Genomic DNA, 22,258 nt, shown 5'->3' on the forward strand with positions numbered 1-22,258 from the left:
CCGCCGCCCGTCCGGTTTCCGCCCGCCTCACCCCGGCAGAAACCCGGTGATCCGCTCCCGCAGCCCCCGCGCGTCCAGCCCGTGCGCCGCCAGGTGCTCCTCCATCTGCCCGTACCGCCGGAGCTCGGCGCGCCCCACCCCCAGGCCGAGGACCCGGTGCGGCAGCTCCACGAGCGCCTCGTTCGCCCGGGCCGTCGAAGTGCCCGCCAGATAGGGCTCCACGATCACCACATCGGCACCCGGACCGGCGCCCACGGCGCGGCGCAGGCCCGCCGCGTCGAACGGCCGCACGGTGCTCGCGTACAGCACGCTCACATCCAGCCCCCCGGTCGCCGCGAGGACGTCGTCCAGCATCGGGCCGACCGCGACGACGGTCCCGCCCCGTCCCTCACGTACGACGGAGAAGCCGCCGTCACCGCCCACCGGCCGCGCCTCCCGGTTCGCCTGGAGGGAGAGGCGTACGTACACACGGTCATCCCCGTCCACCGCCCCCCGCAGCAGCGCCTCGGCCTCGTCGGGGTGGCCCGGCACATGGACCGTCCAGCCGTCCAGCGTGTCCAGGAGCGCCACATCGCCCGGCGCCATATGGGTGAAGCCCCCGGCGGGCCAGTCGTACGAGCCCCCGGCGCTGACCAGGATCCCGCCCACCCCCTGGTGGCCGAAGTCCAGCTTGACCTGCTCGAACGGCCGCTCCACCAGGAAGCTGGCGAAGGTGTGCACGATCGGCCGCATCCCGGTGAGCGCCATCCCGGCCCCGGCTCCGATGAGCAACTGCTCCCTGATGCCGACGTTGATCACCCGGTCCGGGTGGGCCCGCCGGGCGGGTGCGAAGCCGTCGGCGCTGATGTCGGCGAGCACGACGGCCAGCCGGGGCTCCTCGGCCAGGAGCTGCGAGGTGGTGGCGATGAAGCGGTCACGCATGGTGTCCATGAAGGGGTCCTCCTGGGAATCGGCCGGTCGCGGACCGGCCTGGGCTGCGGATCTACGGGGGCGGGTCAGGCCTTGGGTTCGACCCGGGCGACCACGGCCCGGGGCCGGCCGGGGTGGGGCGCCGTGAACGCCGCGTACAGGGCGTCGTGGTCGCGGCCGTCCACCGTCGCCGCCGACCACCCGGCGGCCTCGAACCGGGAGGCGATGCCGCCGGGCCAGCCGTGGGTGGCGGAGGCGTTGTCGATCACCACCGTGTGGAGCTGCTCCAGGCCGGCCGGCCCGGCGTGGGCGATGGCCTCGTGGTTGCTGCCCTCGTCCAGCTCGGCGTCGCCGACCAGCACCCAGACCCGGGGATCGGTGAGCCCCTGGGCCCGGAGCCCGAGGGCGGTCCCGACGGCCAGCGGCAGTCCGTGCCCCAGCGAGCCGCTGCCGATCTCCGCACCCGGGACGAGCAGCCGGTCCGGGTGGTGGCCGAGCGGCGAACCGTACGTTCCGAAGCCGCGCAGCAACTCCTCGTCGAAGAACCCGTGGGCCGCCAGGACGGCGTAGTAGGCCATGGGACCGTGCCCCTTGGAGAGGAGGAAGCGGTCGCGCCCGGGGTCGTCGGCGGTGGCGGGCGTCACACGCAGCACCCTGTTGTAGAGCACCCACAGCACGTCCGTCGTGGAGTGTGCGGCGGGGGCATGCTTCTCGGCGCCGGTCATCAGGGAGATCAGGCGGCCGAGGTCGTGGAAGTCGGGGGAGTGGCGGAGGCCGCGTACCGGTGCGGCGGTCGTGTTCGTCATGACACCGAGCGTTCAACATCAACCAAGGTTGAGGTCAAGCGCGGAAAGCGGTTCGTGACCACCTGCTCGAGTGCGGTATTGTTCTCATGCGCGTTCGGCCAGGGGAAACCCCAGGTCAGACGGGCACCGGGACGTGGCGCAGCTTGGTAGCGCACTTGACTGGGGGTCAAGGGGTCGCAGGTTCAAATCCTGTCGTCCCGACTCGTGAGAGTCGTGGATCAAGGGCCGGTTCGGAGAAATCCGAACCGGCCCTTGACCGTTTCCGGGGGCTGTTCGATCCCGTTACCGCCTTCGGGGAGTCCTGGGCCACATCGGGGTGAGGCCGGAATGCCCTGAGTGCGCCGGGACGTTGGCGAGGGGTGACGCATGATCCAGCCGATGAACAGGACTTGATGTGACCGACCTCGATGTGACCGCCCCCGGAACCGGCCGCGCGGCCGCCGCGCTCTCCCGCCCCTTCGCGGTCCGCGGGCTCACCTCGCCCAACCGGATCGCCATGGCCCCCATGACCAGGCAGTTCTCCCCGGACGGCGTCCCCGGCCGGGACGTGGCGGACTACTACGCCCGGCGGGCCGCGGGCGGTGTGGGGCTGATCATCACCGAGGGCACCTACATCGGCCATGACTCCGCCGGGACCAGCGACCGGGTCCCGCGCTTCCACGGCGAGGACGCGTTGGCAGGCTGGGCCGATGTGGTGGACTCCGTGCACGGGGCGGGCGGCACGATCATCCCGCAGCTGTGGCACGTGGGCGTCACCCGCACCGAGGGCGCGCCCCCGGTGGCGGACGCCGAGCCGGTCGGCCCCTCCGGCGTCGATCTGGCCGGCGAGCCCAAGGGGCGCGCGATGACGCGGCAGGACCTCGACGACGTCATCGCCGCGTTCGCCGACGGGGCGGCCGCCGCCGAGCGCCTCGGCTTCGACGGCGTCGAACTGCACGGAGCCCACGGCTACTTGATCGACCAGTTCCTGTGGGCCGGCAGCAACCGCCGTACCGACGCCTACGGCGGCGACCTGGTCGCCCGCACCCGGTTCGCCGCCGAGATCGTCGCGGCCTGCCGGGCCGCGGTCTCCGACTCGTTCCCGATCTTCTTCCGCATGTCCCAGTGGAAGATGAACGCTTACGAGGCCAAGCTCGCGCAGACGCCCGCCGAACTGGACGCCCTGCTCACGCCGTTGGCCGAGGCGGGCGTCGACGTCTTCCACGCCTCCACCCGCCGCTACTGGCTCCCGGAGTTCGACGGTTCCGATCTGAACCTCGCCGGCTGGGTGAAGAAGATCAGCGGCAGGCCGACGGTCACGGTCGGCTCGGTCGGCCTGGACGGCGACTTCTTCAGCGCCTTCGCGGGCAACGGCTCGGCCGTCACCGGCGTCGACCAGCTCCTGGACCGCATGGAGCGCGACGAGTTCGACCTGGTCGCCGTCGGCCGCGCGCTGATCGCCGACCCGGAGTGGGCGGCCAAGACCCTGGGCGGACGGACCGGGGACATCACGCCGTTCGACGCGGAGATGCTGAAGACGCTGCGCTGAGCGGGGTGTGACGGGCTCGGCGACGGCGGGCGGACGCGGACCCGCCTTTGGCGGGCCGTACCGCCCGCATTCACCGGCCCGTCACGACCCCTTCCCTTCTCCTGGGTTCTCTTGGAGCATTCTGTTCGCTTCTGTTCCCCACTCCTAGAGGCCCCCACACATGACTGAGATGAATCGGCGCAGGTTTCTCCAGATCGCCGGTGCGACCGCCGGGTTCGGTGCCCTGGCGGGCAGCATCGACCGGGCTGCCGCCATCCCCGCCCACCGGGCCAGCGGGACGATCCAGGATGTCGAGCACATCGTCGTCCTGATGCAGGAGAACCGTTCCTTCGACCACTACTTCGGGGCGATGAAAGGGGTCCGCGGGTTCGGGGACCCGCGGCCCGTGACCCTGCCGAGCGGGAAGCCGGTGTGGCACCAGGAGGACGCCGCGGGCAAGGTGACGCTGCCGTTCCACCCGACCGCCGACGACCTCGGCATGCAGTTCCTCCAGGGCCTCAACCACGACTGGCCCGGCGGCCACCGGGCGTACAACGGCGGGCGCTACGACCGGTGGATACCGGCCAAGACCCCCACGACCATGGCCTATCTGACCCGCGAGGACATCCCCTTCCACTACGCGCTCGCCGACCGCTTCACCATCTGCGACGCCTACCACTGCTCCTTCATCGGGGCCACCGACCCCAACCGCTACTACCTCTGGTCCGGTTACACCGGCAACGACGGGGCGGGCGGCGGTCCGGTGCTCGGGAACGAGGAGCAGGGGTACGGCTGGCGTACGTACCCCGAGCGGCTGGAAGCGGCGGGGGTCTCCTGGAAGATCTACCAGGACATCGGTGACGGGCTGGACGCGGCGGGCCGCTGGGGCTGGATCGACGACGCCTACCGGGGCAACTACGGCTGCAACTCGCTCCTCTACTTCCACAACTACCGCAACGCCAAGCCCGGCGACCCGCTGTACGACAAGGCGCGCACCGGCACCGACGTCTCGGCCGGCGGCGGCTACTTCGACGCGATCGCCGCCGACGTACAGGCCGGGAAGCTGCCCCAGATCTCCTGGGTCGCCGCCCCCGAGGCCTTCAGCGAGCACTCCAACTTCCCCTCCAACTACGGCGCCTGGTACATCGCCGGGCTGCTGGACGCCCTCACCTCCGACCCCGAGGTGTGGAGCCGTACCGCCCTGTTCATCACGTACGACGAGAACGACGGCTTCTTCGACCACGTCGTCCCGCCCTACCCGCCGGCCTCCGCCGCCCAGGGCCTCTCGACGGCCGACACCACCACGGAGATCTACCCGGGCGGCCCCTCGTACGGACCCGGCCCCTTCGGGCTCGGCCCGCGCGTGCCGATGTTCGTCGTCTCGCCCTGGAGCACCGGCGGCTACGCCTGCTCCGAGGTCTTCGACCACACCTCCGTACTGCGGTTCATGGAACAGCGCTTCGGCGTGCACGAGCCGAACATCTCGCCCTGGCGGCGGGCGGTCTGCGGCGACCTCACCTCCGCCTTCGACTTCGGCCGGTCCGCGCCCGCCCCCGACGACCTGCCGGACACCTCCGCGTACGAGCCACCGGACCGCGAGCGCCACCCCGACTACCGGCCCACCCCGCCGGCCGTCGGCGCCATGCCCGCCCAGGAACCGGGCAGCCGGCCCACCAGGCCGCTCCCCTACGAGCCCTACGTCGACGGTGCGGTCGACACCGGCACCGGGAAGATCGCCCTCACCTTCAGCCCGGGGACGGCGGCCGGGGCGCAGTTCTACGTCACCTCCGGCAACCGCACCGACGCCCCGTGGACGTACACCGCGGGCGCGAGCCGGACGCTCACCGACAGCTGGAACTCCGCCTACTCCGGCGGCAGCCACGACCTCACCGTGCACGGCCCGAACGGCTTCCTGCGTACGTTCCGGAGCCCGGGCGCCACGGCAGGACCCGAGGCCACCGCCCGCCACAACGCCACCAGCGGCAACCTGGACCTCACGCTCACCAACTCCGGCGCCACGGACGCCGTACTGACGATCGCCAACGCCTACGGGGGAGCGGAACAGGCCGTCACGGTACGGCCGGGTACCACGGTCTCGCGCACGGTGGACCTCCGGGCGGGCAAGCGCTGGTACGACGTGTCCGTCACCGCCGACGGAGAGCCGGGGTTCCTGCGCCGGTTCGCGGGCCACGTCGAGACGGGGGCCGCCGGGGTCAGCGATCCCGCGATCGTGACGGGCTGAGCCCTTCCCGGAAGCCGCTGAACGTGGTGGGAGCCGGGCCGGACCCATCGGTCCCGCCCGGCTCCCGTGCGTCTTTCGCCGCTGCCGTACGGGGTGGGGTCAGGCGGCTCCGCCGTTGCCCGCGCCCGCACCCGAGGCGGCCTTGATCCCCTTGACGATCTCGTCCAGGACGGACAGCTTCGGCGCGTCCTTGTTGATGTCGAAGCCGGACCGGACCACCACGAGCATGTCCTTGGAGGCGGGGGAGGGGAACACGAGCGACTCCACGTACCCGTCGTCGCCCTTCTCCGTCACCACCTTCCACCGCACCGCGTAGCCCTTCTGGCCCGCCACGGTGACCGCGGCCGACTTGATCTCCTCGTGGGAGGTGATCTTCCCGTAGGAGTCCCCGCCGTAGGACTGCTCGGCGTTGACGGCGATGTCCTTCTTGGCCGCCTCCTCCGGCGTCCCCGCAGTGATCTTCAGGGCCACCGCAGGGGCCGAGAACACCCCTCCGCGTACACACGTCTGGGCAGAGCCGCCCGGGCAGGCGTGCTCACCCGTCGTCAGACCGGCGCCGACCGGTGCGGACTTGCCCGTCCACCCCTTGGGGACCGGCAGGCTGATCCCGGCGGCCAGGTCCGTGGCGTAACCCGGCTCCGTCGGCGGGAGCTGCTCGCCGGGGCTCCGGGGGCCGCCGTCCTCGCCGTCCTTGTCGTCGCCGTTCCCGCTGTCCGGTGCGCCGGACCCGTCAGGGACGGGCGGGGTCGCGGACGGCGAGGCGACCGCGATGCCCGGGCGGCCGCCGTCGTCCTCGCGCAGCATGTACATCCCGCCCCCGATCGCGGCGAGGACCACAGCGCCTACGGTCACACCGACGCCGATACGGAGTCCACGGCGGCGTACCGCGGCGGGCGACGGGCGGACGTGGCCGGTCCACTGCGCTCCGTCCCACCAGCGTTCCTGATCGGGGCCTTTACCTGAATGCCCGGGGTCTGGGTGCCAGCCGGGCGGGGTCATCTGGGTCACGGGGGCACCTTATGCGGGCAGGGTGAGAATCACATGAACTGCCCGCCGCGCGAGGGCGAGGTGGGCGGTCACGGTTCGATCAGGCCCGCGCGGATCGCGTACCGGGTCAGCTCCAGGCGATCGCGCAGCCCGAGCTTCTGGAGCAGGTTGGCGCGGTGCCGCTCCACGGTCTTGACGCTGATGACGAGCAACTCGGCGATCTCCTTGGAGGAGTGCCCCTCGGCGACCAGCTTCAGGATCTCCTCCTCGCGCTCGGTGATCGCGCGCGCCGGAAGGTCCTCGCCGTCCTTGGCCCGGTCGAGGAAGTTCCGGATGAGGGCGGTGACCGCGCCCGGGTAGAGGAACGGCTCGTCGCGCATGGCCGCCCGGCAGGCCTCCACCAGGTCCCGGTCGGCGACCGACTTGAGGACGTATCCGGCCGCCCCCGCCTTCAACGCCTCGAAGAAATACTGCTCGTTGTCGTACATCGTCAGCATCAGGATGCGCAGGTCCGGCAGGACCCGGGACAGCTCACGCGCCGCCTGCAACCCTGTCAGCCGGGGCATCGCGATGTCCAGGATGGCCAGATCCGGCCGTTCGACGCGGGCCATCTCGATGGCCTCGGCACCGTCGCCCGCCTCGGCCACGACCGTGAGATCCGGTTCGCCGTCGAGGATCAGCCGGACCCCCCGGCGTACCAGGGCGTGATCGTCCGCCAGCAGGATCCGCGTCGGTGCGGCGGTGCCCCGGGAGGGGGACGGGGAGGAGAGGGGCATGGTCACCGGCTTCCGTTCCGGACGGGCACATCGAGTCGTACTTCGGTACCGCCCTGCGGCCCGGGGCCGAGGAACAGCTCGGCCCCGATCAGCAGGGCGCGCTCGCGCATGCCGCGCAGGCCCGCGCCCTCGGGGGTGTCGCCGAGGCCCCGGCCGTCGTCGCGGATACGCAGCTCCACCCCGCAGGGGCTGCGGAGCAAGGAGAGTTCGAGCTGTGACGCGCGGGCGTGGCGGACCGTGTTGGTGAGCGCCTCCTGCGCGATCCGGTAGATGACCAGCTCGGCCTCGGCGTCCAGTTCGGGCAGGTCCTTGCCCATCCGGCGGCGGATCGTCAGCCCGTCGGGCGTCGGCGTCTCGGTGATGAGAGCCGTGAGCGCGCTGACCAGACCCAGCTCCTCCAGCACCCCGGGGCGCAGCCGCCGGGCGATCCGGCGGATCTCGTCCAGTGAGCCACGGGTGATCTCCTGGACCTGCCGGAGCTCGCCGCGGAGCGGCTCGGGCGCGTGGTCGGCGACGCGCTTCAGTTCGAGCAGGACGGCGGTGAGGGTCTGCCCGACCTCGTCGTGGAGCTCCTGGGCCACCCGGCGGCGCTCGGCCTCCTGGGCGGAGAGCGCGCGGGCGCTGCTGGTGGCGCGTTCGGCCTCCAGCCGGTCCAGCATCGTGTTGAAGGTCTCGATCAGGGCGGCGATCTCGCCGTGCCCGGCCACCTCGGGACGCGGGCTGGGGCGCAGCAGGTCGGTCGTGGTCATCGCGCGGGTCACCCGCTGGAGAGGGAAGAGGCCGAGCCGGAGCAGGGCCGCGTTGGCCGCGAGCATGAAGGCGATCCCGCCGGTCAGGATCATCGCCTCGGTCAGCAGGACCGGGGTGGAAATGGTGATCGGGCCGAGCAGCAGCAGAGCCCCCGCGGCGACGAGCACAGCGGCGTTGAGCAGAAAGATCCGCCAGAACAGGGACAAGGGAGCACGGCCTCCATCGGGCGTCGGAACGATTGCGGGCGTCGGTGCGGGCATCGCGCGTGTTGGCGGGCGTTGACGTGGGCGTCGACAGCCTCCACTATCGTCGCTGCGCGCGGGAAACACGCCGTCGCCCCGGAGCCCCCGCCCGCCGGTGGGCGGCCGTCACGGTTCATCGCGCGTCTACATGGTGCACGCCCCCGGATATGGGTGCTGCCCCCGATAGCCCTTCCGAACGCGCCCGCCGATCATGAAATCAGGGCCCGGGGGGCCCTGCCCGTGCCGCATCACCGGGCCGGCGCCGGAGGGGCCGAGAGGCCTCCGTACCGGGAGGGAGACACCATGCCCACGTACGACGAACGGCTGCGCGCCCTTGAGGAGCAGCTGCATCGCGACGACCCCGGTTTCGCGGCGGCGATGTCCGACGGCACCCCGCGCAGCCCCCGCGAGTACCGACGCCGCAACGCCTGGCTGGCGATGGCCTTCGGCCTCACCGCCCTGGGCATGGGCATCGCCATCGGCCACGGCCTCCTGATCGCCACCGGACTCGTGGTGTCGGGAGCGGCCGCCCATCTCTTCGACCCGCAGCGCGGCCGTCTGCACGGCAAGGACATCCCGGGAACGCCCGGAAACCCACGAACCCACTGACGCGCGGCGCCCGCACCGCCGCACCCCGGCCCCTCCGCACGGGCCGACCGAGGCCCCGACCGCCGAACCGGTCGGGGCCTTGGTGTGCCTGGGGAATGGGACCTCTGTTTGATCCTACCTCTGAAGGGTGAAAGGTCCGACCACAGCGAATGTGTGACATAGGCTGAACGTCCCGGAACCGGCCGAGGCAGGGAGTGGCGGATGTCCGTCGAATGGCAGCCTGTGCAGCAGTCCCGTACGCACGAACTGGTGCTGCGCTCCATCGAGGAGCGGGTCTTCGCCGGTGAGCTGAAAGCGGGCGACCGGCTCCCGCCCGAGCGGGAACTGGCCCCCGTGCTCGGGGTGAGCCGCTCCGCCCTGCGCGAGGCGCTGCGGGTGCTGGAGACGATCGGCGTCCTGGTGGCCCAGCCCGGCCGGGGCCCGGACGCCGGGGCCCGGATCGTACGCAACCCGGACGACGCCCTGGGCCGGCTGCTGCGGCTCCACTTCGCCCTCGGCAGTTACAGCCTCCAGGACGTCCTGGAGGCCCGGGTCGTCCTGGAGCGGTCCAGCTTCGAGGCCGCCGCCGGCCACGCGTCGTCCGAGGACCTAGACGAGGCGGAGGAGCTGGTACGGGGGATGGCGGCGCCGGGCGTCGGAGTGAGCGCGTTCAACGACCTGGACACCCGCTTCCACGTGCTGATCGCCCGCAGTTCCGGCAACGCCCTGACCTCCACCCTCACCTCCGCCGTACGGGAGTCGGTGCGCCCGCTGATCCTGCGCGCCCTGGAGGGGGTCGAGGACTGGCCCGCCACCGCCGACGCTCTCAACGCGCAGCACCGCGCCCTTCTGGCGCTGGTGCGCGAGGGGCGGGGTGCCGAGGCCGCCGATCTGGTGGAGCGGCACATCCGGGGTCTGCACGGGACGCTCGTGGACGAGCCGTTCGGGGTCTAGCGGCGAGGGATGGATGGGCTCGGCGTCGGCCTGTGCGGCGTGGCCCATTCCTCCAACGGACCGAGCCTAGTATGGTCCGACCATAGAAGCATCATGGTGAACCGAGGACCTGACCGGGGAGGCCCCATGCGCATCGGACTCTTCGCCACCTGCCTGGGCGACACGCTCTTCCCCGACGCGGTGCGCTCCACCGCCATCCTGCTCACGCGGCTGGGCCACGAGGTGGTGTTCCCGCCGGGGCAGACATGCTGCGGGCAGATGCACATCAACACCGGCTACCAGCGCGAACCCGTCCCCCTGGTCCGCGACTTCGCCGAACAGTTCGGCGACACCTCCATCGAAGCGGTCGTCATGCCGTCGGGCTCGTGCGCCGGTTCGGTCCGCCACCAGCACGCGACCGTCGCCGACCGCTACGGGGACAGCGCCCTGCGCGCCGGGGTGGCCACCGTCGCGGCGAAGACGTACGAACTCTCCGAACTCCTCGTCGACGTCCTCGGAGTGACCGGGGTGGGCGCCTACTTCCCGCACCGGGTGACGTACCACCCGACCTGCCATTCACTGCGGATGCTGCGCGTCGGCGACAGACCGCTCAGGCTGCTGCGCGCCGTGGACTCCATCGACCTCGTGGAGCTGCCCGGCGCCGACTCCTGCTGCGGGTTCGGCGGTACCTTCGCCCTGAAGAACGCCGAGACCTCCACCGCGATGCTCCACGACAAGCTGGACAGCATCGCCACCACAGGGGCCGAGGTCTGCACCGCCGGTGACTCCTCCTGCCTGATGCACATCGGCGGCGGGCTCTCCCGTATCCGGTCCGGGACCCGCACCCTCCACCTCGCCCGCATCCTCGCCGCCACCCGCACCACCCCCGACGTCCTGACGGAGGCCGCCGCATGAGCACCTTCCTCGGCATGCCCGCCCGGCCGCCCCGCTCCCCGTACGGCACCGGCAACCTGCGCGGCGACGAGGCGTTCCCCCGCGCCGCCCACCACGAGCTGGGCAACGGACAACTGCGCCGCAACCTCGGCAGGGCCACGACCACCATCCGCGCCAAACGCCTCGACGTCACCGGCGAACTCCCCGACTGGGAGGCCCTGCGCGACGCCGGCTCCGCCATCAAGACCGACGCGATGAACCGGCTGCCCGAACTCCTGGAACAGCTGGAGCACAAGGTCACCGAGCACGGCGGCACCGTCCACTGGGCGCGCGACAGCGCCGAGGCGAACGAGATCGTCGCCCGGCTGGTGAAGGCCACCGGCAGCAGCGAGGTCATCAAGGTCAAGTCGATGGCCACCCAGGAGATCGGGCTCAACGAGCACCTGGAGTCGGTCGGCATCACCCCGTACGAGACCGACCTCGCCGAACTCATCGTGCAGCTCGCCCACGACAGGCCGTCCCACATCCTGGTGCCCGCGATCCACCGCAACCGGGACGAGATCCGGCAGATCTTCCTCGACCGCATCCCCGGCGTCGACCCGGAACTGGACAACGTCCCGGCCCATCTCGCGGCCGCCGCCCGGGCCTATCTGCGGCAGAAATTCATGACGACGAAGGTCGCCGTGTCCGGTGCCAACTTCGGCATCGCCGAGACCGGCACCCTCTCCGTCGTCGAGTCCGAGGGCAACGGCCGCATGTGCCTCACCCTCCCCGACACCCTGATCACGGTGATGGGCATCGAGAAGGTGCTGCCGCGCTACCAGGACCTGGAGGTGTTCCTCCAACTGCTGCCGCGCTCCTCCACAGGTGAACGCATGAACCCTTACACCTCGTTGTGGACCGGAGTGACCCCCGGCGACGGCCCCCAGGGCTTCCATCTGGTGCTGCTGGACAACGGGCGCACGGCCGCCCTCGCCGACGCGATCGGACGGGCGGCGCTCAACTGCATCCGCTGCTCGGCCTGTCTCAACGTCTGCCCGGTCTACGAGCGGACCGGCGGCCACGCCTACGGTTCGACCTATCCCGGTCCGATCGGCGCCGTCCTCACCCCGCAGCTCGCCGGGATGCATGCGGCCGCCGACGACCCCAACAGCTCGCTGCCGTACGCCTCCAGCCTCTGCGGAGCCTGCTTCGACGCCTGCCCCGTGAAGATCGACATTCCCTCGCTGCTGGTGGAGCTGCGCCACCAGCACACCGAGCAGACCGGCACCACACCGGAGAAGCTGGCGATGAAGGCGGCCGCCACCGTGATGAAGCGGCCCGCGCTCTACCGGGGCGCACAGAAGGCGGCCGGTCTCGGCCGGGCCGTCGCAGGACGCGACGGGACGATCTCCCGGCTGCCCCCGCCGTTCAGCGGCTGGAGCGACAGCCGTGACACGGCGGCCCCGCCCCGGCAGACCTTCCGCGCCTGGTTCGCCTCCGACGAAGGCCGGGCCGCGCTCCGAGCGGCCGCCGACGAACACGACCGGGGCCGGACGAGGGAAGAACCCGACCGGAGCCAGGACGAATCCGACCGGAGCCGAGCAGAAGACCACAGGAACCACGGAGAGGACGGGACGGCATGACGACTGCCCGCGACACCGTGCTCGGCCGGGTCCGCGACGCCCTGGCCCTCGCCCCGACGCCCGCCACCGTCGTACCGCGCGCCTACCGCACCGGCCGGGTCCTCCCCGACGCCGAACGCCTCGCCCTCTTCACCGACCGGCTCCTCGACTACAAGGCCGAGGTCCACCCCTGCACCGCCGACCGCACGGCGCAGGTCGTCGCCGAGGTGCTGCGCGACCGCGGCGCCCGCCGGATCGGTGTGCCGACCGGGCTGGATCCGCGCTGGGTCGATGCGTACGACGGGGAGGTGTGCCCGGACTCGGCGGACATCCCCGCACCCGAACTGGATGCCCTGGACGCGGTGGTGACCGCGTCCGCCGCCGGCTGCGCCGAGACCGGCACGATCTTCCTGGACGGCTCGCCCGACCAGGGGCGCCGCGCGCTGTCCCTCGTCCCCGATCTGCACCTCTGCGTGGTCGACCTCTCCGCCGTCGAGGCCGGGGTGCCCGAGGCGTTGGCCCGGCTCGTGCCCGAGCGGCCGACGACGCTGATCAGCGGCCCTTCGGCCACCTCGGACATCGAACTGGAACGGGTGGAGGGCGTGCACGGCCCTCGTACCTTGGTCGTGGTGATCCGTACCGACAGGTGACCGAACTGTGGTCGGACCGAAGGAACTGTGGTCGGACCGAAGCGAGCTGTGGCCGGGTCGAAACGAGTTGTGGTCGGACCAAAAGCGGTCTGTGGTCCGACCTAAAAGTGCTCCACCGCGACAGACCCCCGACCGAAGACGATCCGCGTCAGCTTCCTCGTACCGTCCTCCGCCCACCCCACCTCGACTTCGGTCTCGGCCGCGCCTGCGTCACCGTCCGGACCGGGCCGTACGTCTACCTCGTCAACGACCGGCTCCAGCGGACCGGCCCCCGGCTCCGCCGTGAGCGACGCGAGCGCCACCAGTACCACGTTCCCCGCCGCATCGGGGGCGGTCAGCCGGGGCAGCACCGCCCAGCGGGTGAACGCCGTGCCCTGCGGGGCCCGTACGTCCTCCAGGGCCTCCCAGCCGTGGAGTCCGTACAGCTGGGAGCACACAGGGCCCCCTGGCTCCGCCGCCCAGCCGGTCAGCTCGGCCCGTGCACCGTCCGGCGCCCCCAGAATCCGGTGCACCCGCAGCTCGTAGCGGCCCCGCGCCACGGTCACGCCCTCCACCCGGAGTCCCGGAACGGTGGAAGGGCCGGCAGGGAAGACGGGCAGGTGCCAGGACCCCGCCCACCCCCAGCCCTCGCCGTGTCCGGCCCCGAGCGGATGGATACGGCGCCGGGTGCTGCGTACTCCGCCGACCGTCACCGACAGGTGGTTGTCCGCGGGGTTCGCAGCCGAGGTCGGTCCGGTCGCGGTGGAGTAGGCGAGCCGGGCGTAGTGCGGGTCCGCGTCGGCCGCCGACTCGGCCTCGTCCGGGCGGACATGGTCGCTGCCGTGGTTGTGCAGCCGCACCACACCGTCCGCCCGGGTCGACTGCAACAGAAAGCCCGGGGCCGGTACGGACAGCACCCGGTCGGGGCCTTCACTCGGTGCCGCCTCCTCCACCGATGTCCACAGGGGATGCCCGGCGGGGGCCAGCAGCGCGACGAACGCCTTCGATGCCCAATAGGGCGACGCGGGACCGGAATAGGATTGCAGTGTCGCCGGGTGGGGGCCGTGCCAGCCGAGGCTCAGCAGTCCGTCGGCGCCGCTCGCGCCCCGCTCCAGGAAGTACCGCAGCGACCCGTTGACCAGCCGCCGTGACACCCCCGGCGCGAGCGGGGTGTGCCCGGAGACCGCGCCCAGGCCCACGGCCGCGCTCGCGGCGAAGCGGTAGGTGAGCGAGCGCCCGAAGTGCAGCGGGGCCCCGTCGCCGCCGAACATCAGCGAGAAGCTCTCCAGATGCTCCCGCAGCCGCGCCCCGTGGTACGCGGACGCACTGTCGTCGCCCGCCAGATGGGCGTCCAGCACCGGATACAGGTGCAGCGCCCAGCCGTTGTAGTGGTCGAAGGCGCGCCCGTCCCCGTCGGCGTACCAGCCGTCGCCCCGGTACCAGCCCTCCAGCAGCTCCAGCGCCCGCTCCCGTGCCCGGGCCGTTTCCACGTCCCCGCGCCCCACCGACTCCAGGAAACCGGCGACCGTGTACGGGAAGAGGTACCAGTTGTTGCCCGCCGGAAGGTGGCGCAACGCACCCCGGAGCCACTGCTCCACCCGGTCCTGCACCCCGGAGTCCAGCCGGTCCCAGAGCCAGGGCCGGGTCAGCCGCAGCCCGAGCGCGACGGAGGCGGACTCCACCATGGGCTGCCCTTGTACATGGTGGTCCAGGATGACGGGCCAGGACTCCGCGTCGTCCCGGCCGGGCGTACGGGTCCCGGACGCGAGCCCCCGGGCGTAACGTTCCAGCCATTCGTGCGGGTCCTTCCCCTCGGCCCCCGCGACCCGGAAGGCGGCCGCGAGGAAGGTGCGCGCGTACCCCTCGAGGCCGTCGGAGCGCACTCCGGAGTGCGAGGGGGCCCCGGGCAGGTCGAGGAGCGCCCCGCCAGGGGTGGCCCACCGCCAGGCCGCGTGCAGCAGCCCGTCGGCGGCGGCCTCCCAGTGCTCTCGGGTGTACCCGGTGAACGGGCTCGACGCCCGGTCCTCCGAGGGAAGTTCGAAGGAGGGGGAGCGGAAGGTCGACATACGGGAAGGCCAGGCCCTTCATGGGGGACACGGTCGGCACCGGAAATCCTGATCGAGTGATCGCAAGCGGTCAAGAGGTCGACCGGAAGCCCGCGAAAGCGATCAAACGATCAGGTGGGAAGCTGTTCTCGGAGTCGCCCCGCCCACACGTGAAGCCATAGGACTCAGGGGAGCAGCAGCCAGTCCGCACCGACGGCGGCCACCAGGCCGACTGCGAGCAGCCAGCTGCCGAGCCTGGTGCGGCCGTTCCTGCTCAGTTCGATCACCAGACCGCACAGGATGAGTGCGAGCCCGTAGACACCCACCACCAGCACCGACGACCGGCTCGCGATCCGCAGGGCGAGGACCACGCCCATCGCGACCATGCCCACGGAGGAGAGGACGATCCGCAGCCGCCGCGCCTGACGTGGCGTCAGTCTCCTCTCGGGGTCGGTCCCGGCCCCGGCGTAGGGGTGGGGCGCGGCCTCGGTGTCGTACGCGTCCTCGGCGGGCTCCGCCGCCGCGGCCTCGGCTATCGGGGCGTCGATGTCGGTGTCCCGGTCCCGGCTCTTGCGCTGGTCCCGGTCCTGGTCCTGGTCAGAAGTGCTCATGGAGCCGGATCGTAATGGCTGCGCGGCAGGCCCGTTCCCCGAGCCGGACGTTCCGCCCCGGGCCCGGAGCGCCGGAGCCTCACCGGCTACCCCAGGAGCCGGGGTGCCTCGGCCCCCGCGTCCACCGTGGGGTCGCTCTCCACGCGGCCGGCCAACTCCTGGGCCCAGTCGACCAGTCCGCCGATCCCGATGCCGTGCGGCCGGGCCTCGCCGTACGAGGTGAGCGCGCCCGCGCCACGGCGCAGCAGCCGCGCCCCGCCCGCCGTGTTGCCGCGCGCGGCATGGGTCAGCCCCACGGCCACCTGTGCCAGCCCCCGCCACAGCTCGCGCTCGCTCTCCGGCCCCGACTTCCAGGCGTCCTCGAAGACCTCGTGGGCGTGGAACGGCATCCCCGCGTCCAGCAGCCGCTGGGCCTCCCGGAGCGTCTCGTCCGGCGCGCGGACGACCCCCTCGGGCTGCCGTTCCACTCCGGGCGTTCCGTAGGGCAGCGGGCGCCCCAGCCCGTCCCGGGGGCGCGCATTGCGCGCCCGGCCCTCGGGGTCGCGGTCCCTGTGCGTCTCGTTCACTCCCCGATTGTGCCTCGTACCTGCGGGGAATCGGCCGAACCCTGTCGATGAGCACCCGCGCACGACTAGGCTCGTCCGTCGTCACTGCATGCCATTTGGGGAAGGGTGGGCATGAAGCCGTCCCGGCCGTTGTACGAGCGTGAACCGGAACTCGCCGCTGCCGCGAGGGCGGTGGACGATCTGTGCGGAGCGCAGGCCGTCGGCGGGCTGCTGGTCTTCAGCGGGGAGGCGGGGCTCGGGAAGACCGCCCTGCTCGCCGAGATCCGGGCGATGGCCGCCGACCGCTGCACGGTCTGGTCCGCCCGTGGCGGCGAGACCGTCACCTCCGTACCGTTCCATGTCGTACGTCAGTTGCTTCAGCCCGCACTCGACCAGTTCCCGGCCGACGAGAAGCGGTCCCTGTTCGGCGACTGGTACGACACCACGGCACCCGCACTCGGACTGGCCGAGCCCAGCGGGCCGCAGCCCGACCCGCAGGGTGTCCGGGACGGCCTCGACTACGTCGTCTCCCGGCTCGCCTCCCGCCTCAGCCACCGGCCGTTACTGCTCCTGGTCGACGACGCCCACTGGGCGGACGGCGAATCCCTCTCCTGGCTCTCCTCGTTCACGGCCCGCCTCGGCGAACTGCCGCTCCTCGTCGTCCAGGCGTACCGGCCGCAGGAGATGGCCGAGCGCAATGCGAGCTACGTCGCCGACCGCGAGGCCGAGCGTGGTTCCGACGGGCCGAGTTCGGTCACCCGGGTCGCCCTGCGGGCGCTGACCCCGGACGCCACCGCCGAACTGGCCCGCGCGGCCCTGGGTGAGCACGCCGACGACCCGTTCTGCCGCGAGGTCTGGGCCGTCACCGGCGGCAACCCGTACGAGGCCGTCGAGTTGGTCGCCAAGGTGCAGGACCAGGAGCTGGCACCGGTCGAGGAGTCGGCCGGGCAGCTGCGGGAGCTGGGCGCCTCCGCCCGGGGCAGCGGGCTCGTCGCCCGGCTGGAGCGGCTCGGCACCAACGCCAACCGGTTCGCCTGGGCGGCCGCCGTGCTCGGCACCGACATCTCCCAGGAGCTGGCCGCCACCCTCGCCGGGATGAGTTCGGCGGAGGCCGCCGACTGCACGGCCCGGCTGCGCGACGCCCGTATCGTCAGCGGCTTCGACCCGTTGGAGTTCGTCCACCCGCTGATCGCGACCGCCGTCTACCGCTCCATCCCGCCGGCCACCCGTACCGCGATGCACGGACGCGCCGCCTGGGCGATCACCCGGGCCGGCCTCGGCGCCGCGGCCGCCTCCCGGCACCTGCTGGAGGTCCACCCGGACGACGACCAGGAACTGGTCGCCCAGCTCCGCGAGGCCGCGGGCCAGCACCTCGCCGTCGGCGCCCCCGAAGCGGCCAGGCGCTGTCTGGAACGTGCCCTGGAGGAGCCGCCCCGCCCGAAGGACCGCGCGGTCCTGCTGTACGAGCTCGGCTGCGCCACCCTGCTCAGCTCCCCGCCCACCACCGTGCAGCATCTGCGGGCGGCCCTCGACATGCCCGGCCTCGACGACGGCCTGCGGGTCGACGCCACGTTCCGGCTCGCCGCCGCGCTCGCCCACAACAACCAGCTCAAGGACGCGGCGCTCTCGCTGGCCGCCGAGGCGGCCCGTACGGCACCGGGCCCCGGCCTGATGCGGCTGCAAGCCGCGCACTTCATGTGGGAGGGCATGCAGGCCACCGAGGACGACGGCCCGGCCCGCTCCCGCCGCCTCACCCGCAACGCCGACCACCTCAAGGGCCGCGACAACGCGGAGCGGGCGCTGCTCACCCTGCGGGCCTTCGACGCCATGCTGCGCGGCGAGAACGCCCAGCTCATCGTCGACCTGTGCGAACGGGCCCTGGTCGACGGCAGCCCCGCCCGGGGCCTGGGCTGGACCGACTCCGAGTGGGGCTTCGAGCTGCCCACCATGGTCGGCATCACCTACACCTTCACCGACCAGCTGGACCGGGCCGAGAGCCTCTTCGGCGAGGCGGTACGGGCCTTCGAGATCTCCGGCTGGAGCGGCGCCCACCTGGCGTTCGCACACACCCTGCTCGGCATGGTCCACCGCCGTCGCGGACGTCTCGCGGAGGCCGAGGGCTTCCTGCGCGAAGGGCTCCGGCTCGCCGACCGGGTCGGCTCCGGGCTGCCCGTCCACTGGGACGCGGCGTGCCTGCTCATCGACACGCTGCTGGCCCGCGGCCGCACCGCCGAGGCCCGCAAGATCGCCGACCGCTACAACTTCGGACCGCCCTACCCCAGCGCCATGGTGCTGCCGGACGGCCCGTGCGTCCTGGGCCGCCTGCTGCTGGCCGAAGGCCGCAAGGAGGAGGCGATCGCCGAGCTCGAAGCGGCCGGTGCCGCCCTGGAGCCCCGCGAACGCTTCAACGGCATCTGGGCACCCTGGGCCGGCGACCTCGCCCGAGCCGTGGCCCAGGACGACCCGGGCCGGGCCGCGCACCTCGCGGCCCGCGCACGGGTGCACGCCGAACGGTTCGGTACGGACACCGCGATCGGCGAAGCCCTGCGCTGCGTCGCGCTCTTCGCCCCGCCCGAGGAGGCGGAGCAGCTCCTCGCCGACGCCGTACGCCACCTGGAGAGGTCCTCCTCCGCCTACGAGCACGCGCTCGCCCGCGTCGACTACGGCATCGCGATCGGCTCGCACCGCGAACTGGCCCGGGCCCAGAAGCAGGCCATGGCCTGCGGAGCCGAAGGGCTGGCGGCCCGCGCCCAGCAGGCACGGACGTCGATCCGGTCCTCGGAGTGAGGTAATGTTTGTCCTGCGCGGCCGCCCTGGGGAACCAGGCGGAAACGCATCGGGACGTGGCGCAGCTTGGTAGCGCACTTGACTGGGGGTCAAGGGGTCGCAGGTTCAAATCCTGTCGTCCCGACTGGAAGCAGTCGCAGATCAGGGCCGGTCTCGGAGAAATCCGAGACCGGCCCTGACTTGTTGTGGCGCTCATGCCCCGGCGGGCCGGGGCATCGCCGCGAGGTAGGCGCCGAAGCCGTCCCGGGCGCGGGCCTGGAGCCGGGGCGAGGTGAGGACCGGACACCGGGCGGTGCGCAGCACGCGGTGGCCCCGGCGTTCGAGGGCCTCGACCAAGGCGTGGTCCTCGCCGGTGGCCAGGCCGGGGAAGCCGCCGACATCCAGGTAGGCGGTGGTGGCCACCCCGAGGTTGGCGCCGTGTACGTGAGGGTGCGCCCAGGGGGTTCCGGTCGGCGGGCGGGTGGCCTCGTAACGTATCCGGTGGGGTGTGGCCAGCGGTGAGGTGGACGGCAGGACGACGGTGCCGACGACCGCCTCCCAGCCTTCCCGGGCCCTGGCCAGCTGGTGGACCAGCCAGTCGTGCGGGACCACGCTGTCGGCGTCGGTCGTCGCGATCCAGGTGACCGGCGCCGCCGCGTCGGCCCGGGCCAGGGCGTGGCGGACGCCTGCGGCCCTGGCCCGGCCGGGGTTGCGGAAGCGGGTGCCGACCACGAGCGCCCCCGCGTCGCGGGCCACGGCGGACGTACGGTCGCGGCAGTCGTCCGCCACCACGACGGTCAGCACCCGCGTCCCGGCGAGCCCGGGGTGGCGGGCCGCCCGGCCGACCGCGGCGAGCGCCGCGGGCAGCAACGCCTCCTCGTCGTGGGCGGGGACGACCACGGCGACGGTCCCGGCGCTCACACCAGTCCCTCGCGGGCGGCGACACCGGCGGGCCGTTCACCGTTCGCGGTGGTCCGCCGGTGGACCTGGAGGACGAAGTCCTCCTCACGGTGGTCGGCGGCAAGGACGAGGCCGGGCTGGGCGGCGACGCGTCGTGCGATCCCGTCGCCGGTGGTCAGATGCTCCTCCACCGGGTGGTTCCAGTGGACGGTGACCAGGGTGCCCTCCGGTTCCAGGGACGACACCGTCCGCTCCAGCACCGTACCGAGTGTCATCTCGTCCAGGTAGTAGAGGAGTTCGGAGAGGACGACCAGGTCGAAGGAGCCCTCGGGCCACTCCTCGGGCAGCAGCATGTGCCGCACCGACACCTGGGGGAGTGCGGCGGTGCGCCGGCGGGCCGTCTCGACGGCGGACTCCACCCGGTCGCACGCGAGCACGGTGTCGCAGCGGTCCGCCAGACGGCGGGTGAGTTCTCCGACGGAGCAGCCGGGTTCGAAGGCCCGGCGGTAGCGCGGCAGCGGCAGGGCCGCGACGGTCAGGTCGTACTTGCGGCGCTCGTACCACCGCTCGGCCAGGCTCCAGGGGTCCTCGGCGGAGCCGTACATCGCGTCGAAGTACGTGGCCGGGGTGCGGGGACGGCTCATACGAAGACCACCTCCCAGCCGCGCAGATGGTGGGTCAGCTCATCCGGAGGCAGTACGGCCGCGTCCTGCGGAGCGGGTCCGAGCGGCCGGATCTGCGTGGCGAACCGGCTGACGGCGGCACGCTTGAGCGCCTGCGCCGCCGACGGCAGGACGACGCGGGCGGCCCGCTCCCACGGGACGCGGCTGTCACCGGGCTCGGCCCAGTGCCACATCCAGACCGGATACAGCCCGCACGGCACGGCCGTTGCCCGAGCGGCGGCCAGGGCGGCGCGTCCGGCCGCCTCGTGGTCGCCGTGCACGTCCCCGGTCCACGGCGCCAGGCACAGTGCCGCACCGGACAGCAGAGGGGTCAGTGCGCGGGCCAGTGCGTCCTCGTGCTCGCCCACCCCGGTGTCGGGCAGCCTCAGCCGCACGATCTCGGCTCCGGCCGCCCCCAGCTCGGCCAGCGCCTCCTCCAGCTCCCGGGCCCGCAGCCCGGCGAGTTCGGCGGGGGAGAGGACGAGCGAGTCCGGGTGGGAGCCCTCGCCGTCGGTGACCGACACCACGGTCACGGCGAGACCGGCCGCCGCCAGCCGGGCGATGGTGCCGCCCACGCCCAGCACCTCGTCGTCGGGATGGGCGGCGACCACCACCACCCGCCCCTCCTCCGGGAGCGTGTAGTCCGGGAGCCGGTCCCAGCCGTGCCACGCACGCCAGAGCGCCTCATCGGTGCCGGGTGCCTGGATCGCGTCCGCGTGGCCCTCGGGCGTCCGGCCCTCCACCGTGCTCATCGGCCCTCCTCCGGACCCCGTGCGACCAGCCCGCCCAGGGCCGCCAGGTCCCGTTCCGCGTGGTGCTGGCGTACATAGACGCCCAGGTCGGCGACGGCCCGGGCATGCCGCTCGTCGTGGCACAGCGGCCCCGCGCCGGTCGCCCGGCCCACATGGTCCAGGACCTCGGAGCACACCTCCGCCACCAGGGCCCGTACCCGCAGGGCACGCAGCCCGGCCTCGCCCGCCTTGTCGAGCGGGTCGAGGTCGATCTCCTCGGCCGCCCGGCGCAGCACCGTACCGGCCGTGTACAGCCGCAGGTCCACCGCACCGGCGTGGGCGTCGGTGAACGGATCGGCGCGCTGCTCCGCCCGGGTGAACAGCACGCGGGCCACCGCTCGCGCCCCGCCGTACCAGCACGCGGCGACACCGACCCCGCCGTGGTGGAAGCCGGGGCGGCGCACGTACGCCTCCACCCCGCCGACCGGGGTGGCGGGAACGTCGGTGAAGCGGACGTCGGGGCTGTCGCTGCCGGCCATGCCGATCGCGCGCCAGGTGCCCGGCACCGGCGTGCATCCCTGGCCCGCCTCGGCCGCCGGGAGGCCTTCCGGGACGCCGGTACGGACGGCGAAGAGCCGCCGGCCGTCCTCCGCCGTGGCGGTGACCAGGGCGTGGGTGCAGCTGTGCGCTCCGGAGCAGTACCGCTTGAGGCCGTTGAGCACCCAGCCGTCCGGGCCGCGCGTCGCCGTCAGCCCCGAGCCGGGCGGTTCGGCGGCCCACACGCCCCAGCGCCGGCCCGGCGCCACCGGCTCGCCGTCCAGTTCGGCCAGGATCGCCACGGCGTCGAGGTGGCCCTCCGCCAGCCGGGCGACGCACAGATCGTCCTCCGCCACCTCGGACAGCACATCGAAGCGGGTGGCGGTCCGGCCGCCGCCGGGCAGGGGCGCCTCGACGGAGCCCGCCGTCACGGCGTCGACGAAGCGGGTGAACCCGTCCGCCGTCCGGCGGACCGCGGCGGTGGTCGGACCTCCGCCGTCCGCGGGCGCTGCACCGCCGACGGAGGTCTCCACGCCCGTCGGCAGAGGGGTCGCATCATGCATCGGCGGCACTCCTTGCTCCATCGCTCGCCGG

Annotated in this window: 20 protein-coding genes and 2 tRNA genes; 10 read left to right on the forward strand and 12 right to left on the reverse strand. The window is 72.9% G+C overall.

The features are described 5' to 3' along the window. Window positions 1-27 precede the first annotated feature (27 nt). Together GTY67_RS31370 and GTY67_RS31375 are read right to left on the reverse strand one after the other, a co-directional pair. Window positions 28-930: a transketolase gene (locus GTY67_RS31370; RefSeq protein WP_161281264.1), complete on the reverse strand. Its 903-nt coding sequence runs from the start codon at window positions 928-930 to the stop codon at window positions 28-30. A gap of 65 nt (window positions 931-995) precedes the next feature. Beyond that, the gene (locus tag GTY67_RS31375; protein WP_161281265.1) at window positions 996-1,715 is read right to left on the reverse strand and encodes a thiamine pyrophosphate-dependent enzyme; all 720 of its coding nucleotides are present in this window, start codon (window positions 1,713-1,715) and stop codon (window positions 996-998) included. 127 nt (window positions 1,716-1,842) lie between these two features. Between GTY67_RS31375 and GTY67_RS31380 the strand changes: the two genes are divergently transcribed. The 3 genes from GTY67_RS31380 to GTY67_RS31390 all read left to right on the forward strand — a co-directional run bounded on the left by GTY67_RS31380 (window position 1,843) and on the right by GTY67_RS31390 (window position 5,464). Next, window positions 1,843-1,916, forward strand: a tRNA-Pro gene (locus tag GTY67_RS31380). Between the two features lie 193 nt (window positions 1,917-2,109). Further along, the gene (locus GTY67_RS31385; RefSeq protein WP_343238795.1) at window positions 2,110-3,243 is read left to right on the forward strand and encodes an NADH:flavin oxidoreductase; all 1,134 of its coding nucleotides are present in this window, start codon (window positions 2,110-2,112) and stop codon (window positions 3,241-3,243) included. Between the two features lie 160 nt (window positions 3,244-3,403). Continuing rightward, window positions 3,404-5,464 carry a phospholipase C, phosphocholine-specific gene (locus GTY67_RS31390; RefSeq protein WP_161281266.1) on the forward strand — a complete coding sequence of 687 codons (2,061 nt, stop codon included), beginning with the start codon at window positions 3,404-3,406 and terminating at the stop codon, window positions 5,462-5,464. Between the two features lie 99 nt (window positions 5,465-5,563). Here GTY67_RS31390 and GTY67_RS31395 read toward each other — a convergent pair whose 3' ends face one another. The 3 genes from GTY67_RS31395 to GTY67_RS31405 all read right to left on the reverse strand — a co-directional run bounded on the left by GTY67_RS31395 (window position 5,564) and on the right by GTY67_RS31405 (window position 8,183). Then, window positions 5,564-6,463: a DUF2510 domain-containing protein gene (locus GTY67_RS31395; RefSeq protein ID WP_093689526.1), complete on the reverse strand. Its 900-nt coding sequence runs from the start codon at window positions 6,461-6,463 to the stop codon at window positions 5,564-5,566. Between the two features lie 77 nt (window positions 6,464-6,540). Further along, a complete protein-coding gene (locus GTY67_RS31400; RefSeq protein WP_093689165.1) occupies window positions 6,541-7,227 on the reverse strand; it encodes a response regulator transcription factor in 687 nt (228 codons plus the stop codon). 2 nt (window positions 7,228-7,229) lie between these two features. Then, the gene (locus tag GTY67_RS31405; RefSeq protein WP_161281267.1) at window positions 7,230-8,183 is read right to left on the reverse strand and encodes a HAMP domain-containing sensor histidine kinase; all 954 of its coding nucleotides are present in this window, start codon (window positions 8,181-8,183) and stop codon (window positions 7,230-7,232) included. A gap of 339 nt (window positions 8,184-8,522) precedes the next feature. Between GTY67_RS31405 and GTY67_RS31410 the strand changes: the two genes are divergently transcribed. From GTY67_RS31410 to GTY67_RS31430, 5 genes are all read left to right on the forward strand, one after another. Further along, window positions 8,523-8,828, forward strand: a complete 306-nt coding sequence (locus GTY67_RS31410) for a DUF3040 domain-containing protein (protein ID WP_093689169.1) — start codon at window positions 8,523-8,525, stop codon at window positions 8,826-8,828. A gap of 201 nt (window positions 8,829-9,029) precedes the next feature. Next, window positions 9,030-9,761 (forward strand): FCD domain-containing protein, encoded by a 732-nt coding sequence (locus GTY67_RS31415; RefSeq protein WP_093689171.1) that lies wholly within the window; start codon window positions 9,030-9,032, stop codon window positions 9,759-9,761. Window positions 9,762-9,887: 126 nt separating this feature from the next. Then, the gene (locus GTY67_RS31420; RefSeq protein ID WP_093689173.1) at window positions 9,888-10,655 is read left to right on the forward strand and encodes a (Fe-S)-binding protein; all 768 of its coding nucleotides are present in this window, start codon (window positions 9,888-9,890) and stop codon (window positions 10,653-10,655) included. Beyond that, window positions 10,652-12,259: a lactate utilization protein B gene (locus GTY67_RS31425; protein WP_161281268.1), complete on the forward strand. Its 1,608-nt coding sequence runs from the start codon at window positions 10,652-10,654 to the stop codon at window positions 12,257-12,259. The genes GTY67_RS31420 and GTY67_RS31425 overlap by 4 nt, the downstream gene beginning before the upstream one ends. Next, on the forward strand, window positions 12,256-12,888 hold the full coding sequence (locus GTY67_RS31430; RefSeq protein ID WP_161281269.1) for an LUD domain-containing protein: 633 nt from the start codon (window positions 12,256-12,258) through the stop codon (window positions 12,886-12,888). The genes GTY67_RS31425 and GTY67_RS31430 overlap by 4 nt, the downstream gene beginning before the upstream one ends. A gap of 101 nt (window positions 12,889-12,989) precedes the next feature. Here the strand turns inward: GTY67_RS31430 and GTY67_RS31435 are convergent, their stop codons facing one another. From GTY67_RS31435 to GTY67_RS31445, 3 genes are all read right to left on the reverse strand, one after another. Then, a complete protein-coding gene (locus GTY67_RS31435) occupies window positions 12,990-14,933 on the reverse strand; it encodes a DUF2264 domain-containing protein (protein ID WP_161281270.1) in 1,944 nt (647 codons plus the stop codon). Between the two features lie 164 nt (window positions 14,934-15,097). Then, window positions 15,098-15,523 (reverse strand): hypothetical protein, encoded by a 426-nt coding sequence (locus GTY67_RS31440; protein ID WP_161281271.1) that lies wholly within the window; start codon window positions 15,521-15,523, stop codon window positions 15,098-15,100. Window positions 15,524-15,609: 86 nt separating this feature from the next. Continuing rightward, window positions 15,610-16,089, reverse strand: a complete 480-nt coding sequence (locus tag GTY67_RS31445) for a DUF309 domain-containing protein (RefSeq protein WP_161281272.1) — start codon at window positions 16,087-16,089, stop codon at window positions 15,610-15,612. Window positions 16,090-16,200: 111 nt separating this feature from the next. Here GTY67_RS31445 and GTY67_RS31450 point away from each other — a divergent pair, with 111 nt between their 5' ends. After that, complete coding sequence (locus GTY67_RS31450) at window positions 16,201-18,855, forward strand: AAA family ATPase (RefSeq protein WP_093689185.1); 2,655 nt, start codon at window positions 16,201-16,203, stop codon at window positions 18,853-18,855. A gap of 50 nt (window positions 18,856-18,905) precedes the next feature. Continuing rightward, a tRNA-Pro gene (locus GTY67_RS31455) sits at window positions 18,906-18,979 on the forward strand. 68 nt (window positions 18,980-19,047) lie between these two features. Here the strand turns inward: GTY67_RS31455 and GTY67_RS31460 are convergent. Genes GTY67_RS31460 through GTY67_RS31475 form a run of 4 tightly spaced genes read right to left on the reverse strand, consistent with a single transcriptional unit; the run spans window position 19,048 to window position 22,227 of the window. Next, entirely contained in the window at window positions 19,048-19,755 is a 708-nt protein-coding gene (locus GTY67_RS31460; RefSeq protein ID WP_161281273.1) for a glycosyltransferase, read from the reverse strand. After that, window positions 19,752-20,378 (reverse strand): SAM-dependent methyltransferase, encoded by a 627-nt coding sequence (locus GTY67_RS31465; RefSeq protein ID WP_161281274.1) that lies wholly within the window; start codon window positions 20,376-20,378, stop codon window positions 19,752-19,754. The genes GTY67_RS31460 and GTY67_RS31465 overlap by 4 nt, the downstream gene beginning before the upstream one ends. Next, window positions 20,375-21,148: a PIG-L family deacetylase gene (locus tag GTY67_RS31470; protein WP_093689191.1), complete on the reverse strand. Its 774-nt coding sequence runs from the start codon at window positions 21,146-21,148 to the stop codon at window positions 20,375-20,377. The genes GTY67_RS31465 and GTY67_RS31470 overlap by 4 nt, the downstream gene beginning before the upstream one ends. Continuing rightward, window positions 21,145-22,227: an acyl-CoA dehydrogenase gene (locus GTY67_RS31475; RefSeq protein ID WP_176727447.1), complete on the reverse strand. Its 1,083-nt coding sequence runs from the start codon at window positions 22,225-22,227 to the stop codon at window positions 21,145-21,147. Before GTY67_RS31475 ends, GTY67_RS31470 begins: the two co-directional genes overlap by 4 nt. Between the last annotated feature and the right edge of the window lie 31 nt (window positions 22,228-22,258).

The organism is Streptomyces sp. SID8374, assembly GCF_009865135.1.
Classification (GTDB): Bacteria; Actinomycetota; Actinomycetes; order Streptomycetales; family Streptomycetaceae; genus Streptomyces.

Bases quoted from the DNA above. Each gene is read 5' to 3' on its own strand.
- GTY67_RS31375 (WP_161281265.1), bottom strand. From the start codon at position 1,715: ATGACGAACACGACCGCCGCACCGGTACGCGGCCTCCGCCACTCCCCC.
- GTY67_RS31420 (WP_093689173.1), top strand. From the start codon at position 9,888: ATGCGCATCGGACTCTTCGCCACCTGCCTGGGCGACACGCTCTTCCCC.
- GTY67_RS31475 (WP_176727447.1), bottom strand. From the start codon at position 22,227: ATGCATGATGCGACCCCTCTGCCGACGGGCGTGGAGACCTCCGTCGGC.
- GTY67_RS31425 (WP_161281268.1), top strand. From the start codon at position 10,652: ATGAGCACCTTCCTCGGCATGCCCGCCCGGCCGCCCCGCTCCCCGTAC.
- GTY67_RS31450 (WP_093689185.1), top strand. From the start codon at position 16,201: ATGAAGCCGTCCCGGCCGTTGTACGAGCGTGAACCGGAACTCGCCGCT.
- GTY67_RS31470 (WP_093689191.1), bottom strand. From the start codon at position 21,148: ATGAGCACGGTGGAGGGCCGGACGCCCGAGGGCCACGCGGACGCGATC.
- GTY67_RS31400 (WP_093689165.1), bottom strand. From the start codon at position 7,227: ATGCCCCTCTCCTCCCCGTCCCCCTCCCGGGGCACCGCCGCACCGACG.
- GTY67_RS31395 (WP_093689526.1), bottom strand. From the start codon at position 6,463: ATGACCCCGCCCGGCTGGCACCCAGACCCCGGGCATTCAGGTAAAGGC.
- GTY67_RS31370 (WP_161281264.1), bottom strand. From the start codon at position 930: ATGGACACCATGCGTGACCGCTTCATCGCCACCACCTCGCAGCTCCTG.
- GTY67_RS31440 (WP_161281271.1), bottom strand. From the start codon at position 15,523: ATGAGCACTTCTGACCAGGACCAGGACCGGGACCAGCGCAAGAGCCGG.
- GTY67_RS31410 (WP_093689169.1), top strand. From the start codon at position 8,523: ATGCCCACGTACGACGAACGGCTGCGCGCCCTTGAGGAGCAGCTGCAT.
- GTY67_RS31390 (WP_161281266.1), top strand. From the start codon at position 3,404: ATGACTGAGATGAATCGGCGCAGGTTTCTCCAGATCGCCGGTGCGACC.
- GTY67_RS31465 (WP_161281274.1), bottom strand. From the start codon at position 20,378: ATGAGCCGTCCCCGCACCCCGGCCACGTACTTCGACGCGATGTACGGC.
- GTY67_RS31430 (WP_161281269.1), top strand. From the start codon at position 12,256: ATGACGACTGCCCGCGACACCGTGCTCGGCCGGGTCCGCGACGCCCTG.
- GTY67_RS31415 (WP_093689171.1), top strand. From the start codon at position 9,030: ATGTCCGTCGAATGGCAGCCTGTGCAGCAGTCCCGTACGCACGAACTG.
- GTY67_RS31435 (WP_161281270.1), bottom strand. From the start codon at position 14,933: ATGTCGACCTTCCGCTCCCCCTCCTTCGAACTTCCCTCGGAGGACCGG.